The sequence below is a fragment of the Sphingomonas sp. LY54 genome (genome assembly GCF_035594035.1).
Lineage (GTDB): Bacteria > Pseudomonadota > Alphaproteobacteria > Sphingomonadales > Sphingomonadaceae > Allosphingosinicella.
Map to the genome: position 1 here is coordinate 1,219,833 of NZ_CP141588.1, position 17,673 is coordinate 1,237,505.

The 17,673-nt window shown below is 60.6% G+C and carries 14 protein-coding genes; 6 read left to right on the forward strand and 8 right to left on the reverse strand.

Annotated features, from left to right (window positions below; all coding sequences use genetic code 11):
* Positions 1-252 precede the first annotated feature (252 nt).
* From SH591_RS06200 to SH591_RS06230, 7 genes are all read right to left on the reverse strand, one after another.
* On the reverse strand, positions 253-1,491 hold the full coding sequence (locus tag SH591_RS06200; protein ID WP_324750979.1) for a hypothetical protein: 1,239 nt from the start codon (positions 1,489-1,491) through the stop codon (positions 253-255).
* Between the two features lie 115 nt (positions 1,492-1,606).
* Positions 1,607-1,912: a hypothetical protein gene (locus tag SH591_RS06205; RefSeq protein ID WP_324750980.1), complete on the reverse strand. Its 306-nt coding sequence runs from the start codon at positions 1,910-1,912 to the stop codon at positions 1,607-1,609.
* A 201-nt stretch (positions 1,913-2,113) separates the two neighbouring features.
* Positions 2,114-4,186, reverse strand: coding sequence for an AIPR family protein (locus SH591_RS06210; protein WP_324750981.1), 2,073 nt, complete (start codon positions 4,184-4,186; stop codon positions 2,114-2,116).
* Positions 4,174-5,157, reverse strand: a complete 984-nt coding sequence (locus SH591_RS06215; RefSeq protein ID WP_324750982.1) for a PD-(D/E)XK motif protein — start codon at positions 5,155-5,157, stop codon at positions 4,174-4,176. Before SH591_RS06215 ends, SH591_RS06210 begins: the two co-directional genes overlap by 13 nt.
* Positions 5,150-7,912, reverse strand: coding sequence for a Z1 domain-containing protein (locus tag SH591_RS06220; protein ID WP_324750983.1), 2,763 nt, complete (start codon positions 7,910-7,912; stop codon positions 5,150-5,152). Before SH591_RS06220 ends, SH591_RS06215 begins: the two co-directional genes overlap by 8 nt.
* Positions 7,905-9,422, reverse strand: a complete 1,518-nt coding sequence (locus SH591_RS06225) for an ATP-binding protein (RefSeq protein ID WP_324750984.1) — start codon at positions 9,420-9,422, stop codon at positions 7,905-7,907. The genes SH591_RS06220 and SH591_RS06225 overlap by 8 nt, the downstream gene beginning before the upstream one ends.
* Before the next feature lie 102 nt (positions 9,423-9,524).
* Positions 9,525-10,490 carry a helix-turn-helix transcriptional regulator gene (locus tag SH591_RS06230; RefSeq protein ID WP_324750985.1) on the reverse strand — a complete coding sequence of 322 codons (966 nt, stop codon included), beginning with the start codon at positions 10,488-10,490 and terminating at the stop codon, positions 9,525-9,527.
* A gap of 501 nt (positions 10,491-10,991) precedes the next feature.
* Between SH591_RS06230 and SH591_RS06235 the strand changes: the two genes are divergently transcribed.
* The 4 genes from SH591_RS06235 (at position 10,992) to SH591_RS06250 (ending at position 14,711) form a co-directional block, all read left to right on the forward strand.
* Positions 10,992-12,368, forward strand: a complete 1,377-nt coding sequence (locus tag SH591_RS06235) for a site-specific DNA-methyltransferase (RefSeq protein ID WP_324750986.1) — start codon at positions 10,992-10,994, stop codon at positions 12,366-12,368.
* A complete protein-coding gene (locus tag SH591_RS06240; protein WP_324750987.1) occupies positions 12,368-12,853 on the forward strand; it encodes a DUF5681 domain-containing protein in 486 nt (161 codons plus the stop codon). Before SH591_RS06235 ends, SH591_RS06240 begins: the two co-directional genes overlap by 1 nt.
* A gap of 150 nt (positions 12,854-13,003) precedes the next feature.
* Positions 13,004-14,239: a DNA (cytosine-5-)-methyltransferase gene (dcm, locus tag SH591_RS06245; protein WP_324750988.1), complete on the forward strand. Its 1,236-nt coding sequence runs from the start codon at positions 13,004-13,006 to the stop codon at positions 14,237-14,239.
* Positions 14,240-14,306: 67 nt separating this feature from the next.
* Complete coding sequence (locus tag SH591_RS06250) at positions 14,307-14,711, forward strand: very short patch repair endonuclease (protein WP_324751336.1); 405 nt, start codon at positions 14,307-14,309, stop codon at positions 14,709-14,711.
* Here the strand turns inward: SH591_RS06250 and SH591_RS06255 are convergent.
* Positions 14,681-16,024, reverse strand: coding sequence for an MvaI/BcnI family restriction endonuclease (locus SH591_RS06255; RefSeq protein ID WP_324750989.1), 1,344 nt, complete (start codon positions 16,022-16,024; stop codon positions 14,681-14,683). The two genes, SH591_RS06250 and SH591_RS06255, sit on opposite strands and share 31 nt — an antisense overlap.
* Before the next feature lie 128 nt (positions 16,025-16,152).
* Between SH591_RS06255 and SH591_RS06260 the strand changes: the two genes are divergently transcribed.
* Together SH591_RS06260 and SH591_RS06265 are read left to right on the forward strand one after the other, a co-directional pair.
* A complete protein-coding gene (locus SH591_RS06260) occupies positions 16,153-16,473 on the forward strand; it encodes a hypothetical protein (protein ID WP_324750990.1) in 321 nt (106 codons plus the stop codon).
* 588 nt (positions 16,474-17,061) lie between these two features.
* On the forward strand, positions 17,062-17,298 hold the full coding sequence (locus tag SH591_RS06265) for a hypothetical protein (RefSeq protein WP_324750991.1): 237 nt from the start codon (positions 17,062-17,064) through the stop codon (positions 17,296-17,298).
* Positions 17,299-17,673: the final 375 nt, after the last annotated feature.

Here is a 17,673-nt window from a genome sequence, read left to right on the forward strand (position 1 = left end):
CGAATGTCTGAAATGTCGAATGCCGCCCCCCCCCCCGGCTAAACGAACGTCCGATCGCCGGCCGTCCGGAGAACCGCTGAGTGTCCGAAACTGGCGCAATGCGGACATGGCGGACCGACACAGTGAGCAACTCCCCCGTCCGCCAGCGGGCCTTATGTAAAATACGGTTCAGGTGCCCGAGCCGTTGTCTGCTCTGTGTGCGGGAGCCCCGGGGACGGCCGCACGCCGGCGCGGATCGAGATTCAGGGGGGCTCATTCGTCCGCCAGGTCCTGGAGGGCGGAACGGATGCGCGGCCTGAGCGCGTTTATGAAGGCATTCGTGCGCTCCTGAAGCCATGCCAGCGCGCGGGCGCGGTCCGCCGGATCCTCGAGATCCTGTACCGCAAAGTCCTCCGCAATGACGGGCCGATCACCCCCAAAATCTATCGTCACCCCGGGCCCGAGCTCTTCTGCCAGCTCGTCCGCGTGGGCGGCCAGAGCCTTCGATGCCCGCTCCCCTACGGAAGCGCGGTTGGAGGACAGATCCAGACCGACGCGGTTGCCCCGCATATCCCGATAGACCGTCAGCCAACTGGAGCCTCCCGGTGCTCCGAACTTGAACACTACGTGCCCGCCAAGCGCGGCTGAAGGAGGCATCTGGTCAGGATCGTCGAGTTGAAGCCCTGCCAGATAGTCCTTCCAGAAGCGCTGTCGAACAGCATTAAGCCGCTCCCGAGCCGCGCGCTGCTCCGGGGTCTCGATCGAGCCTGGGGGCCCCTCCCCCTCCTCCTCCGCCTCCGAGACTGCGAAACCCGCGGGGACCTCGATGACGTTCCTCACGACGGTGTGAGTTTTTGCAAGCACGCGCGGCACAACCATCCGTGCACCGTCGCTGAGCTGATAGATCGGCATCTCGACGAGACCCAATGTAAAATGAAGCCCCGAATGGCCCTGGAGATATTCGGCGATCGTCTCCACACCCACGCGGATGCCGTCGCCCACGATCAGGAGCAGAAACCGCCCCCGCCTCAAATTCAGGGTCAGCGCATCGTTAAAGCCGATCTCATCCACCTCATGGCCGGCCGCCCGCACCAGATCCAGCAGCACATTCCCTTCCGCATTAAGCCGACGGGTGGCCTCCCGCTGGAGGTCAGACGAGGTCCACAGCGCCAGCTCCTTGGCATAATCGAGGATCTGGCCAACCACCTCCCGCCTCCCCTCGGGATTGCGCCAGAGCTTGCATTCCACCAGCACAGGCAGGCCGCTCGGCGTGATCATAAAATTGTCGACCGCGCCCGCGGGTGTGCGAAGCTCCCGGCAGACCGGCACGGGATTAGCGAAAAGCGGATCAATCTCGGCGATGGGCAGGCAGGAAGGAAAGCGGTGAACGAGCTCCTGAATCGCGGCCTCGGTCATTCCGTGGCCGCCGAGGCCGAGCTCGAGCAGGCTGGCAGGCTCGACGTTCTGGCCGTCACTGGAAATCATCAGAGGCGTGGAATGCTGCCTTTCCATTAAATACTCTCCCCGATGTTTGAGCTGACCTTTCAGCGTCCCAGGAGCAGCCCTAGCTGTCACTGCGAAATCTTGCGGCCAGCCTTCCCGGCACGGCTTGCCCAGCCAGTCGTGTTCAGCATATCTGACATGTGTTGCGGAATAAGGATGAAATCTTCTGTCCAATGATCCCGCCGAGGGTTTCGATATTTTTGTAACTCTGGTGGGAGACATCCCGCGCAGCAGGCAAATCGACCTTGCCGATCAGCTTCTCGAGTTGTTGCCCGCCGATGCCTTCCGGTTCCAGAGGGGCGAGCTGCTTTTGCATGATCTCGCTTCCGCTGATGTCGCGCTGCCCCCGCTGAGCGATCAGCTGGAGGGTGTCTGGAGCCGCCGGGGGAACGACCTGATGGACAGATACGTGCCGGTATCGCGAACACATCACCTTCGATGCCCGACGTGCGGGCTTGATTCAGAACTGGACGTGACCGCCCTGGTCGATGTCCGGCTGATCAGATCCGGCACCAGTGTCGATGACGCGCGGGACCCCGCCATCCGGTGGAACGACAGCTCACGCTGTTCGTGCTCCTGCGGATGGACAGGGACTGTAGGCATGGCCAGGTGTCAGGCCTGAGCCGGCAGGCTAGTTTACCCTGTCATAGAACTGCTCAAGCTTATCGGCGATAGCTACTGCCGCAACGCATTGCTTCTCGCTTGGTACCCGGTTGGGGAGCAGGCTACAGGCCTGCAGTATGCCTGCCTCCCTTGGACCGAGCTTGCCTATCGACCGCCCGAAGGCGAGAAGCTGGGCCCAGTACTCTCCACCCTGATTGACGACCTCTCGCTGGGCCTCGATGCTGCTGATCTGCCGTCTCACGCTGCGCTTCTCGCGATCGATTGCGCGGACCGATTCCGGGTCCACCAGTACTGCCTGGAATCCCGGCGCATACTCCACCGGACATTTCGCCAGTGCTGCCCAGCAGGCCTGCTTTTTCGCCCATTCGCTCATGTTGCGAACACCGGCCGGAGGATTGGTGATCACACTATTCGCCGCCTCCGCAGCCGCGAGCAGCGCGCGCTCCAGCTCGACATGGACCCGCTGCATCTTCCAGGTATTATCCAGGTCGATCAGTCGCCCGCGTTGATGCGCGTCATGCACGACCTTGGCTATGGCATACGTCACGATGTTGGCACGGTAGCCGCCGGTATACCAGGGCTGCGCAGGCACGACCCTCTCGAGATTCCTGAAGATGATGGCCTTGGCGATCAGCCTCTGAAACCAGACCTCATCAAAATGGGCGCCTTCGCTCCTGCCCCACTCCTCGCCGATGACTTTGGCCAGTTCAGCAAAGTTCTTCTGTGCTCCGTAGCTCACGATGTGCGGCTTGCAGCGATATGAGTTCTCGAATTTCGCAAGATCCGTTTTCGTGAAGAACTGGGCCTTCGGGAACATGGCATCGAAGTTTTTGCGCTCGGCCGCACTGCGGCGCCCCCGCTCATCCGCGAACTGTCCCCTGGCGCGCTCGTAGAACCACTTGTGCTCCCGATAATTGCTGTCGCCGATCGGGGCGAGCATCCGTCGGGAAAATTCCTCCATCTTGATGTGGAAAGGATGATTGGCGAAAAAGTCGGCAGCATTCACCTTGTTCTGGCTATTCGCGAACTGCGAGATGTTCGGCACCACGAGTTCGGATCGCTCCGGTGGGACGACGGTGAGCTTCATCTGTACGTAAACGTCTTTCAGCTTCTCCGCCGCAAGCTTTCGCGCAGCATGAATCGATGCGGTGGTCTGTCCGCCGTTGACGATCTGAAAGTTCGATGCAGACATGAGAAGGAGGCCCTCGCCCATATCGGCGACCTCGACGCTCTCGGCGGTTGTAGTGAGGCCATTGTTGTAGGAGAAGAACATGGACGGGTCGTCCTTGATCGTATCCCGCATCCCTCGGTTAACGTTGCCTCGAGCCTGGAGGAAGCTGCGCACATTGGCCTCGAGCAGCCGAGCACCCCATTTATCGTATATGGCGGCAAGCTGACTTCCCGGAATGACAGCGATGTAGCTTTCGAATGGGGCGCCATCGAATGATGCCTTCAGAACCGGTACTGGCTCGCCGAAATCCTCGGCAAAGTCGATGACAAGATCTTCCCGCGTCTGGCCGGCCTCAATGAACCTCTGGATTCTACCCAGATCCCACACGTTCGTCGTCACAGGAACATCACCGATTCGTCCAACCGGGTTCGCGTCGGTCCTGGACTTGTTGATTCGGTTCGTGACAAGAATGAGCTTTATCTTTGAGAACCTTTTCCAGGACCGCTTGATCAGATCTGCGAGGACAAAGGCCTGACCGCTTTCCTCGAGGTTTTCCCGATATTCACGGTCGTTTGCCGCCATGATGAACTGAACCAGACGCGACAGAAGCTTCTTGACCTCGGGCCCTCCGATCGACTCCGGTCCCGCTCCCCGGTGGAAGTCAGAGATCACCACGCTGAGCGTGCCCTCCTCATCTTCCGGATCCCATCCATAGGCGTCGATCTGGAGCGGCTTTTTCTTGAAGATTCCCTCGTGGTAACACTGGGCGAAGGAGGACAGCTCGCCGGCCTCCGCCAGAATTTCTCCCATCTTTTCGAGAAAGGCCTCCGTGGTGATCAGCCCTTGCGCATCGGCATCACCCTGGACTTCGGCAAGCCACTCCCGGTGAAACTCGATCAGTTCGTCCATTCCCCCACTCCCCCAAGAATTACGTTGTCCAGCACCCCGGGCTCGACCGTGAAAGGTGCGCAGACATCAAGCGCGATGCTGTATCGTACCGAGGACACTCCCGGTTTCAGCGGTGCAGTGACGCGCGGAAACTCCCCCTGAACCTCAAATTCCTGGCTCTTCCCGACCGTCCAGCGGCGGTCCGAATAATCGTCATCGAAGTCAAAGCCTGTATCGGTGATCGCAAGCTCCCAGAGACGGTACGCATCGGGTTCAGCAGCGGCGTACAGCCGCTCAAGCTCGAGAACATGATCGGTCAGCGTCAGGCCGCTCGGCTTGATGGCCGCGTCGACTGGAGAAACGACTAGGAAGAGGCGGAAACCGTCGACATCTGAAAGCTGATCTTCGGAAGAAATCTGCACGGACGGCCTCGCCGCACCACGTCGTGCCTTGACCTCGACGAGGCAGCCGTTGAGCTCGAAATCCTTCGCACTCCCCAAGGGCCCCTTCCAGGCTTCGATCGCCGGATAGAGACCCAGCAGATCGACGAGCCGTCGCAAAAACCGGAGCTCCCCGACGAGACCGCGCTGCTCCTCAAGGCTGAGCAGGTCATTGCGACCGCCTCGCAGGAGGTGATGCCATCGCATCGTGCGACGGATGGCTCTTTGAAGCGCATCGGCATCGTCGGAAGCAGCCTCGGCGGCCCTCACAATATCCAGACACAGACTGGCAAACAGTTCCCGCTGCTCGAGGTCCTTCAGAATGAGAACGAGCGCACGGCTTCCGCCAATATCCTGAAATCCGATATCGAGATTCCGCATCTTTGGCAGCGGCGTCGTTTCCGCCACGCCAGGCGGAATGCGCAGCAGAACACCGGGCTCAGCCCTGCCCGAGACAACCCAGAAAAAGTCGTATCTGCCATCCGGATCGACCCGCCGGGCGTCGACGCTTCCGGGTGCCAGCGTCTGCCATGGATCCCTCGCCTCAGTCATCGAGGCTATCCTCATCGACCCCGTCATCGTCGCCGAAGAGCTCCCGCAGCGCCACAGGATTGAGTACGTATTCGACCTTTTTGTCAGGACGTCCGGAAATCGGGAAGCTGAGAGCCCAGCCGACCACCGGCTCAGCTGGAACCTGCGCCCCCAGATCGTCCGCCAGCTCTTCCCTCTTGAGATCAATATTGTACAGGACAAGCAACGGCTTCTTGCGCCTGGCGCGATAGATCCGGTCCGGATAATTCAGCCTGCCGACTTCAGGCTTTGCATCTTTCGCTGCAACCTCGGTCTTCCTGTATTCGTCCTCCGCGAGCTTAGCCTGTTCCGGCTGAACTCCGGTCCTCTCCACTCCGCGCGACGCCAGGCGCGCCTTCTTGCCGCTGATCGCAATGACACCGCGCCTGAGTTCGTCTTCACCGACCTTGCGTCGAGGTGGGATGATTTCCCAGCCCGCCACGATCTGCGGCACTCCCTCCGCATGGTCGCTCTTCAGGCTGGCGATCAGAACGTCCCAGTGACCGAGTTCATCATGCGCCCGTTCAGCGATATAGTTACGGACCGGCCTGGGGTCCGTCAGAACCGACTCCCGTTCATTCTCGAAAGCCCTCAGAAAGTCGTCCACCAGCTCCCAGCCGACGTCCCTGAGCAGGAAGCCGCCGGTCACATTTTCTGCTACCTCCGGACCATGGCCCGCCGCGGTTAACTCCTTGAGGAAGTGATCGCGCGCCTCCCTGTTGCGCGCCAGCGCCGGCGGCGATGCCGAGAGCTTCGCCGTTTCGAGGAAGCTGTTCGACAATCCGACCATGACATGCTTCTTGCCGGCACCCATCTTGTTGCGAGCCGTGACCATGAGCGCGCTGGGATGGCTTCGCACCGCGAGGCCGAACTGCTCGGGGGTCGCATTCGCCTGCTGCATCCGCTTCAGCTCGAGCTGCAACTCCTCCGTCGCTTCGCCGATATGGGCGTACCAGGAGGCGGCCTCTTCGGGCATCCAGATACGGCACAGATCCTCGTAGTCCGGCCGATAGCCGAACCAGCGGCCCATCTGCATCAGCGTGTCGTACATCACGGAATTGCGCAGGAAATAGGAGACGGTCAGCCCTTCAAGCGTCAGACCGCGTGACAGCGAGAATCCACCCACGGCTACAACCGTCTGCCCCTTGCTTCCATTGTCGTAATCAAGTGTGGCGGAGGAAGCGGCATTGACCGCAACCACCTGAGCCGAGGCAACGACGGGAAGAAGGCCCAGCCGGACCTCGTCCCAGCTCGCGGCCTCCGCATATTCTTCCCGCCAGCACCTCATGATCTCGGCGATCTCGGGATTGCGTTCGGCTGCATCAGGCCGCCCACCCTCGACCCGCACGGCATCCTCAATATCCTTCAGATGCTGATGCAGCCGGTTGCGGATCAGTCCCTGTATGCCCGTGAATCGTGACGCGTTCACGAGCATCGACGCATGCTGCCCCCCCTGTCCGCGAAGGTTGCGTATGACACGCGCGACCAGGAAGCACCGCAGGGCATCAACCATGCTGTCCGGGAGACTGGTCAGGACATGATCGATCCGGTGCTTGACCGGAAGCACATCGGCATGGTCGCCGATGTAGCGCAGGTGGGATGGGCGCTCCTGATCATCATCGGGAACACCGTCGATGAAAACCTTGCGCGCCCCGAAATAATTGGTTGGCGCATCCAGCCCGAAGATGAAGTGCCTCGGAAACAGGTCCTGCTTGTACACCTGGTCGTCGCTGTCAGGATCGATGAAAATATTGGCGAACGGCGTGGCCGTGTACCCGACGTAGCAACTGCGTCGGAAGAGCGCGAGAAGTTCGCGGATCTGCCCGTTGATCCGCGACACCTCATCCTTTCCGTACTTGATATCGATAGACGCATTGTCAGCCTCATCGTCGATCAACAGCATGGGCTGGTCGACCATGTCGGTGCCATGGGTTGTGCTGTGCTCTTTCAGCCAGTCGACAAGATTGGCCAGCGTGCGTGAATTCTTCTTGATGACGAGCACGACCGGCACTGCATAGGAGGCAATCTGGCTCGTGTTCGTGGTCGCGGTCGCCTTGTTGAAGTCCCTCAGCGTCGTTGTGAGACTGACGGGGGCCCTGCGATCATCGAACTTTCCGACGCCGATGACGCGGGGCTTGTCCTTCGTTTCTTTCTTTTCGAGACGCCCGGTGTCGCGTCCGACGAAACCCTCATCGATCCGGCCCTGCGTCTGGTTTCGCAGATTGTTGTGGATACCGGCGATAACAACAATCAGTCGATAGCCTGCATCTGCAGCCTTACAGACGAGGCCAGTGTAGTTCTGGGTCTTCCCACTCTGAACGTGACCAACAACCATCCCCTTCCTGTCCCAGGGGCCCGCCTCTCCCGGGTTGCCCATTCGGTCGAGGATGCTGTCTGTGATGGTGTCGGTCGAGGTGATGACGTCAGCCGGCAGCCGCTTCGACAGCAGAAGCTTCTTATACCGGCTCCAGTAATGGGGATCGATTGTTGCCCTGGCCTCATGCAGCCAGGGCTTGAACTCAGGGGCATCGACGATCGCCCCGATTCCCATGTTGATGCCGTTTCGCTCTTCGAGAAGTCTGGCCAGCCGCTCCGCCTGTTCGTCCGATACTTCACCGAAAACAGGAATTGCGCGCATCTGCTCGATCAGCCGGCGGATGCTCTCAGCGGTCCGGTCCTTCTCGCGGAGGACCATGGGCGAGACAGTCTCTTCCAGGAGTTCCAACGCCTCACTCATTTATGTTTCCTTCGCTGATGATCTTCCGGATCACGGCACTCGCCGCCTCCCAGTTGGATTTGAAGAGTTCGATGGGATGAAGAGTGTCGAGAACCTCTTCGGCTTCGAGACCCCGATCCAGCAGCACGGGCACCATGGCCTTTGCCAGCTGGTAGAGAACCCCTTCATCGGCATCATCCACCTGGACCTCCTCGGCACAGCCCGCGAAGTCCGCCTGGAGGGAGGCAATCGGAACGGTTGAGCCGAGAACACCGATGATGTTGGTGAATTCGTTCTGCATCTCGGCCGGGAGCCGCGCCGAGAATTCCGCAAGGACCGGATGCGACGGGTCCGGCCTGTAGATGATCGCCCCATCGCGCTGGATGCGATGCCACAGGGGCATGTATTCCCGGTCCACGAGGCGCTGGCCGCGGCGCTGATACGTCCTTTTGGAGGTGAGTGAGAGCCGTTCGACCAGAAGTCGCATCCTCTCCCTGACTTTGGGAGGGAGTTGCGCCGAGGCCTTCTTGACGTCGATCTTCCAGTCAGCGTCCATAGTGTTCGGGATATCGACCCGGATCCGACACAGCTTGGTCAGCTCGGTCTGGCGTGCCAGACCGAGCCAGCTGCCGGCGATGATCAGGCGGCGCCCGCGGTAAACGTAAAAACCCTGAGACCGCAGGTGCCCCTCCGGCCCGCCGAGATCCTCCCAGTCTCCCCTCGAGACGGACTTGTGGTGGGGCAGAGTGAAGCACTGGAACTCCACGGAGCCATGAGCCATGTCCAGCCTGTCCACCCGATCGGCCTGATGACCTGCGAACCGCGTACCGAAGGGGTCGATCGGATCGAGAGGTCGGTCGTTCAGAAATAACTGTAACGGCGGTCGATCATCCGACATGAAGCGGTGGAACACCAGCCTGAGGTGTCGCTCCGCCTGCGCAATCGCGCGATTGATATGTTGCGCTCGCCCTGCGTCGTTCTCGATACCGCCGCCCAATCGGTCCAGGCTACGCCAGATCACGAGAGTTCCGTCTCCGGTGAGACGGTCGGACCATGGAATGTCCGCAGCATCGTCGTGAAGCTGGATCTCCCAGAGGTTGGTGTGGGCGACGACATCGAGGTCCCAGGTAGCACCTGCGGTTACACCGGCCTTGCGGGTCAGAACCGTAAGGCGTTTGCACTGCGAGAAACTTGCGCTTTTCAGTCCCAGCCCGAAGCGGCCGAGATCATCGGCAGCACGCGCACCGAGGGGATTGCGTGATCCCGGCCTCATCCCTTCGATCAGTTCGTCGGCGGTCATGCCCGCGCCATCGTCGAGAATAGCGATCGCTGGATCGGCACCGGCAAGGTCGGAAAGAATTTCAATCCGACGTGCCCCTGCTGTGATCGAGTTGTCGAGGATATCCGCCAGCGCCGTCTCGCAGGAATATCCGATGTCCCGAAGGCTCTGGATCAGGGACGCCGCGTGGGGCGTCGCATCGGCGGTTCTCGTCCTGATTGTCGTCTCCCGCGATTGTACGTCAGCCTTCAATGTACGAGACCTTCTTCATGTGTTGCACCGGAACCCCGGTTGCGGCGATTCGGTGGACAAGCTCAGCTTCAGCTGCAGCAACGACAATTCCGGTCGCGTTCATCAGACCGACCCCAGCGCCAGCAAGACGCGTTCACGCATGACGGCGCGCAGCTCTTCGGGCGCTTCGATGCGGATGTCGCCGCCCCAGATGAAGAGGTGCTCCGATATCTCCCGCAATCCGCCGGCGCGAAAGCGGACCAGAAGTTCATCCCGATCTTCCTCGATTGTCTGGCCGGGGTGGAACCGCCACTGTCGTGCCCGGGCAGCGGCGCTCGGGCTCACACGCAGAACAACGTCATGGTGCTCCTCGCGCCAGATCCCGAAGCTCCTGCCGAGCCATGCATCAAGGTCCCAGTCGGTCGGTGCGCTGCCGGTCCGATCTGAAATGTGGACCCTGCTCATACGGTCGAGCCGGAAAAATACCGGTTCCTGATCTCGCTCGGGTATCTTGCCGATCAGATAGGTCGTCGGCCCGTGGATGAGACCGTAGGGTATAACGCGTCGCCATTTCGGCTCAGCGACACTGTCGGCGACGTATTCGAACTCGACGCAGTTCCCACCAAGGATAGCGCCCTGAATTTCTCCGAGCGCCTCGGGCGAAGCGTCGAGCAACGGCCCTGCCACGATCCGGCTCCGCTGCAGACGCACCAACGCCTCAAGATCCGGTGCAAGTCGGCGCTTCTCGCGATCATCAAGGGCCGATTTCACCTTCCATAGGAGCTTTTCGAGATGCCCTGTGTGAGTTGCACCCTCCGCGCGCCGCGCGGCCACCTCAACTTCAAGCGCAGCAACCTCTTCCGCGGTGGGTCGCGTATAGGCGCGTCCGAGCCGGTCCCGAATGAAAAAGCGCTTCGTGCGCTCGTCAACACGCTCCTCGATATCGAACTCCGCACGGAGGGCATCCCGCAGCCTTTCGGCCGTCCTGCGGTTAACCCCGAGCGCCTCCGCCATTTCATCGAGCGTGAGGCCCTCACTGGACTCCGCCAGCAAATGCACCAGCGTCAAAGCACGGCGCAGCTTCCCCATTCTCGAAGTCGTGTTTATTTCCGCCATCATCCCCCCGGCATGACCGAATTTGTCGTGGATCGTACGGTAAAATCAACCGCTAAATTCTATTGTCGATATCTCAGGGAGGGGCTCGAAGGACTGAATCGAACGATATTCATATTTGATCTACGAGATCACGATAATCTGGTGCGTCAGAATGGCTGATCGTACTTAAGGAAGCAGCCGCAAGCCTATCTATGGCAGCCTGAGGATGAATAGCGCGTACCCTGCATCCTGCTGCGTGGATCAGAAGCCAAGAAGCGGTTCCAAACATGGTCTTGACCACGTTTTCTCCGGCGCCTGTTGAGATGTTTAATTTGAGAAAGTAAGGGTTGCACGTCCGAAAAATCTGTGCATTTACGAAGGAAGCGCCCGGATTCCGGGCGCACTGCGTCCTCTGAACTTCGCTTTTCAATGGCGAAGTGTCTCCCGAGAAGATGGGTCGTCCATCTTCAGGAGAAAATGAAGAGGACCTAAGAAATGCGCGACATTGCGAACGACAACCCCCGCTGCAGCGAATGGTCGCTGCATGTGGTCGAGCAGCCACCGGGTGCTCTGAAGCCGGCGAAGCGAAATGCCCGCACCCACAGCGAAAAGCAGATCGAGCAGCTCAAGAGCTCCATCGCCCAGTTCGGGTTTACCAATCCCGTTCTGGTGGATGCCAGGAACAGGATCGTGGCAGGTCACGGCCGGGTAGAGGCTGCGAAGCGGCTGGGTCTTGCGGCAGTACCGACCGTCTCTCTCTCCCACCTCTCGGAGGAAGAGGTCCGCGCCTACGCGCTTGCTGACAACAAGCTCGCCCTCAACGCCGGGTGGGACGAGGAGCTGCTGCGCCTGGAGCTTGGTGAGCTCTCCGCCCTCGACCTCACCTTCGATCTGGAGATCACTGGTTTCTCCACCCCTGAGATGGACGTTATCATCGATGCGAGGGGCGACACGGATGTCGCCGACAATGGCGCGGGTCGCGAGCCGGTGCGATGGCCCGTGACGAAGGAAGGCGATCTCTGGCAGTTGGGCTCGCACAGGCTTTTCTGTGGGGATTCGCGAGAGCCCCTGAGTTTTGCGGCATTGATGGGTGAGGAAAAGGCACGGATGGTGCTTTCAGACCCGCCCTTCAACGTACCCGTGGACGGACATGTCTGCGGTGCGGGCGGCGTCCACCACCGGGAATTCGCCATGGCTTCGGGCGAGATGAGCCGCGCGGAATTCACCGAATTTCTGCGGCAGGTCTTCTCCAACGAGGTCGCGTACAGCGTCGAAGGCGCCCTCCACTTCCAGTTCATGGACTGGCGGCACCAGGGCGAGATGATCGAGGCCGGTGAGGCGGTTTACACCGAACTCAAGAACCTCTGCGTCTGGGTCAAGGACAACGGAGGGATGGGATCCCTCTATCGTTCGCAGCACGAACTCGTGTTCGTCTGGAAGGCGGGTTCTGAGCCGCATATCAACAACGTCGAACTCGGCAGAAACGGCCGTTACCGCACCAACGTCTGGACTTACCGCGGAGCAACCAGGACGGGCGCGGATGCAGAGCTCGCGCTCCATCCCACGGTGAAGCCGGTGGCAATGCTTATGGATGCGATCAAGGACGTCACGAAGCGGGGTGATATCATCCTGGACGCGTTCGGAGGCAGCGGCTCGACGCTGCTTGCCGCCGAGAAGACCCGGCGTAAGGCGCGGGTCATCGAATACGAGCCGGGCTATTGCGACGTGACCGTTGAGCGCTGGCAGAAGCTCACCGGCAAGGCGGCTGTCCTTGCAGAGACCGGCGAGACCTTCGAGCAGGTGAAGACGAGGCGTGCGGCCGAGATGGAGCGCCTCTGCGACATTGCGCTCGGCGCTAGCGAGGCCGCGTGATGAGCAGGCCGAAGCGCAACCCGGACGGCACCTTTCCCAAAGGGGTCAGTGGCAACCCGGACGGACGTCCGAAGAAGGAAAAGCCGAGGCACCGGATGCCGGCGCACAACCGCGCTGTCGTCTTCGAAGTCGCAGAATCGCCGGTTCAGGCGAAGATCGGAGATGAGAGCGTCGAAGTCAGCGCTTACCGTGGGGTGATGATGGCATTGGCCAAGAAGGCGATGTCGGGTCACACCCCGTCAGCCCGTCTCTTTCTCCAGGAGCTCCGCACCGCCGCGGCCGTCAACGGCGAGCAGAATTCTCTCACTGCATGGCTGTTCGAGGAGCAGGAACGGATGCAGGCGGAGCTCGATCGCCTCCACGCCATATTGCCGAAATTCAATGGCGGGGTCATGCACCAGTATCCGGACGGGCGCCTCCAGCCCGCTGCCTGGGAGACGGAGACGAAGACCTTGCCGACGCCCGCCGACAGCGTGGAGAAATAGTGTCAATGGTGCGGCGGCTCAGGCTGCCGCACCGTTTTCCACAGATTTCAGTGAAACATTTGTAGAACAGACTTGCCGGCTGGGAGTCTGGCCGCCATTGTGTCGGAAATTGACCCAGCGGCAATTGCTGGCAATGACGAAGGGCGGCAGATGAAGGTTATCGACGGTGGTTTCGCAGCCGACTTCCGCAGGTCGGGTCTCACCGTCGCAGAAGCAGAAAACGAGCTCGGCCTCTCCGAACGCCAGATCGGCCGTTACCTGTCAGGCGAATGTGAGGCGCCGAAACTTGTGACGGAGCGGGTACGGCAGATCGCAGCCCAGCGCCTTGCTGATCGGCCGGAACCGGCATTCCGCTTTATTGATCTCTTCGCCGGGATCGGAGGCCTGAGGCTTGGCTTTGAGGCAATCGGTGGACGCTGCGTTTTCACAAGCGAGTGGGACCGCTGGTCGCAGAAGACCTATGAGCGAAACTTCATAGATGGTGAGGACCACCTTATGGTCGGAGATATCCGGCCCTATGGAAAGCAACCCGGTCTGATCCCGGAGTTTGATGTCCTGCTTGCAGGTTTCCCGTGCCAGCCCTTTTCGCTGGCTGGCGTGTCAAAGAAGAATTCGCTCGGCCGCAAGCACGGGTTCGAGGACGAGCATCAGGGCAACCTTTTCTTCGACATCGAGCGCATCCTCCGGCACCACCGGCCTCCTGCCTTCCTTCTCGAGAATGTGAAGCACCTGAAGCGGCATGATCGCGGCCGCACTTTCGAGGTGATACGCAGAACCCTTCAGGAAGATCTCGGCTACAGGATCGACTGCCGCGTAATCAGCTCCGAACCCTGGGTGCCACAGAAGCGGGAGCGCATTTTCATCGCGGGCTTCCGTGAGGATGTCGGTTTCAGTTTTGATGCCTTCGACAGTGTCATCCCGCCGGAGACCGAGTGGCCAAAGCTTGGGTCGATCCTTCAGTCGCACAATGAGATTGATTCAAAATACACGCTGACGCCCAAGCTCTGGAAATATCTCCAGGATTATCGCGCGAAACATGAGAAGGCGGGGAACGGCTTCGGGTTCAGCCTTTTCGGTCCCGATGACGTGGCCCGCACTCTGTCGGCACGCTATCACAAGGATGGCTCCGAGATTCTGATCAGGCAGAAAGGCACCCGTCCGCGGCGCCTCACACCGATCGAGTGCGCCCGTCTGATGGGGTTTGAGCGCGGCGAGCGCAGCTGGGAAATCCCGGTTTCTGATACGCAGGGCTACAGGCAGTTTGGCAATGCCGTTGCTGTGCCGGTCGTGGAAGCAATTGCGCACTTCATGGAGCCGTCGCTGAAGCGGATGCTCGCACGTGACAGAAAGGTCCTCAAGCCGGCGAGGCAGCGAAAGGTTGCCTGAGCCGGAAGTCTCAGAGGCCCGCCGCCGCAATATGGCAGCGATACGTGGGAAGAACACTCGCCCCGAGATGCTTTTGAGGAAGGGCCTGACGGCTCTTGGTTGGCGTTATCGGCTGCAGCGCGCTGATATACCCGGAAAGCCGGACATGGTCTTCGGTCCCCGCCGCGCGCTCATTTTCGCGAACGGCTGCTTCTGGCATGGGCATGACTGTCATCTGTTCCGGTGGCCAAAGACCCGCGAGGACTTCTGGCGCACGAAGATCGCGTCAAACATCGCCCGCGATAGACGCGTCCGCGATCAGCTGCTGCAGGACGGATGGCGCATTGCCGAAGTCTGGGAATGCACGCTGAAAGGTCGCGACCGGCTGCCGCTGGAAGATGTCCTTGCCGCCTGCGACGCGTTCCTGCGCAGTGATATGCAGACATGCTGCCTTGGCGGCAATCACAGGGTCACCATTTCGGAACCCGCGTAGAGAACGCTCATCGCTGCGGGCAGGTCACGGGCGTTAATGCGCCATTGCGACCTGACCTTCGCCTGGCCAATCGCATAGATGGTATCTGCAGGATCATAGAAGATGAGGCCGCTGTCGATAGCGCGGAGCAGCCGCCACACGTCCGTGCCGCGTCCGATCAGCGCCGTAGGTCCGTAACGATACTCATCGGTGCCGTTCTCGCCGGCTTGCTTCACGAAGCCGATATAGAGCGCGCTCGCATGCTTGAGGTTCCAGCAGTTAGCCAGCTTGTCCAGCGACCAAGATGCGGCGATCTCTCCGGTGTCATTGTGCACCAGCTCAACTGCCACATCCGCCACATCGCCGAACTGATCCGATGCGCGATCGTACCCCGCTACGCGCATGCAGAGCCGCGTCTTCTCGTTCACAGATCCGCACTTGTGAAGACCCGTGAATCTGCGCGAGCCATCGCCTTTCTGGCCGGCATAGCCCCAGCGCTCCATGAATTCCCGGAAGCTGTGCTGACCCTGGTACCCGCCGTCAGGCGTGGGCGTCATGAGGCTGATGCGACTCCCACTGAAGCCTTTGATCTCAAATCCATGCCGATCGGGCGCCTTATTCCCATTGGCAGCGACGCCCAAAAGCGCCTCAAGCGTGTATCCGCCCCCCTGTGAACCCGTGAACGGCGCGATGATGCCCCCGCGGTTGATCCTTGAGCTGTGCCAGCCGCCGCGGATGATCGCGGAGATCTCGTCGCGCAGCTGATCCTCCGGAGAGCGGCTTACGTCGCCATCGATCGTGAGGACACGGAGCACTCCGCCGGCCTGCGCAAACGGCAGATCGGGGAAGTCCAGGGTCAGTGGATCTTCGAGTTCAGTGAGAACGATTCCCAGGACTTTCCCATCGGAAGCTGTCCCCATCACGAGGATACGCTTGCCGAACCTGCCCTGGTCGTCACGCACCAGCGATCGGGGGCCATCCGGAACGCCTTTGAGGAACCCGGACAGGCGCACTTCGGGATACTGGAAATAGTCGATGATACGCGTGTTCGGAGCATCCTGCCGGTGGCCATTCGCGCTGACCCACGCGAAGTCGAGACGCCCCTCCAGCTTCGGCTGACCCACCGCTGATTTGCGCTTTGCGCTGCTCTCGCTCGCGGAGCGGGAGCTCATTTGGGCAGGAAAGAGGTTGGTTACGCCGTCGAGCCCCGTTCCAAGATAAATCTGGTTTTTGCTGTTGTCCTGCTTCGCAGAGAGGTGTTTCACATAGGCTGTGCGAACGCCCTGCCCACGCAAGGTGGTTCTCAGCTGGTCGAGAGTAGATATGCCCGTCATATGGGCGCCCTTAATGACGAGGCTCTACATTGAATAGCCCTGCGATCAGCCTCCCCATTCATATTCGGTGTATTGCCAACGGGTTCCTGCTCTACAATGATTGTAGGCGGGACGGGGTAGAACAAGATATGGGTATTCTGAAATACGGCGTAGCCGCCGCCTTGGTGTTCACTGCGTCGCTAGCATTTGCCGACAAATTCTTTGCCATCACACCTTCCGGCAGCACGGAGATGCTGTTTCCGGACAGGCCGGAGGCAACAATCGGCAAACTGTCGAGCAAGTGCATTGATGCCCAGTGGCGGATGATCACTTCGTCACCTCGAGAGCTGGCATGCGAGGCGCCTCTGAACTTCGGGCAGGCTGTTCTGGGTCAGATGCTGATGACAACAGCTACTCCACCCCTCCCCGCCGCTTCTTCCAATGTCGCCGAGGTAAGGCGCTCGGCCTGAAGGTCGATCGCGCGAAGATCCCGGGGCGTTACGCGCAGACTTGGTTCGAGGAGGCGACCAAGCAGGACGAGGCTGAAATCCATCAGTTGTTCGCCCGCCTGCGCGCGCGGCAGCCGGCGACGAGGATGCCGCCGACCGAAGGCAACTGGAGGTGCTGAATGTCGATCGAAACCTCCTGGCGCTTGGCGTACTGGAGCGGCGGTTCGATGTCGTCGCCGAGAAGGGGGATTCATTGGTAAGGACGAGTGGACGGCCTCGGCCGACCTGACCCCAACCGAGCGCGGCATGTCGCTGTATCGGTCTGCAGGCCCGCCGCCGCCGAGGAAGCCCCGCGCCGAGTCGCCCATATAGATAAACCCTGCACCCCGCGCTCTCGTATGCGCGCGAGAATAGTACGCTGATTATCCGGCGCATCGCGTGTGGCGAACGATCGCGAAGGGCGCCCACCCCGGCGAATGCTTGCAACGTGCGAAGACGCCGGCGCTTCCCCAATTCGCGGAATCGAGAACTGTAAATGCGATGCGCCGGAGAGAAAGGCAGCGACCCGCGCTGTCGGTTCTCCTCGGTTTTCGAAGTAGGAGTACGAAAATGAATGACCTTGAAAAGATGATCGATCGTTGTTTCGGCGCAAAAGATCGGCCGTTCGCCGAGCACCCCTCCGATCTTAATGATGCCTTCGAAATGCTGATCGAGCTACGCGAGCGAAGGATCGTGTGGTTCGAGTTCGAACCCATCTTGCGGCGGCGGCTCGCGCGCATGCCCAAGCTCGACATTGATCAGCAGGTGCGCCGCGCGCGGGCTTTCATCGAGCCATGGCTCTACTGATCGAGAAACGAAAAGCCTGAAGCGCTCAATGGGTATGGCCGCGGCGGGAACCCGCCGCGGCTATGTCTTGGGTTTGCCGTCGAGATGCTATCGGTCGCACCGCCGACAGCGGCGACCGCTTTCGGGATGCACTGTCGTCAAGTTGAATGCCCGATTGTGGCGCGATGCCGACCAACCGCTGTTCGACTCGAACTGGCCGGCTTCACACTGACGGCATTCGTCCGCGGCAGCTTAAGCGGACACGAACGAATTTGAGGCCAAACTCCTTCAACTGGGCCCGCGTGCGGCTGGTGGAGGCCCGAGGTCCGTTCCATGCATCTGGACCGTTCACGTGTGCCCGACTAGCGATAGGCTGGAGCGGCGAAAAGTTCTTGG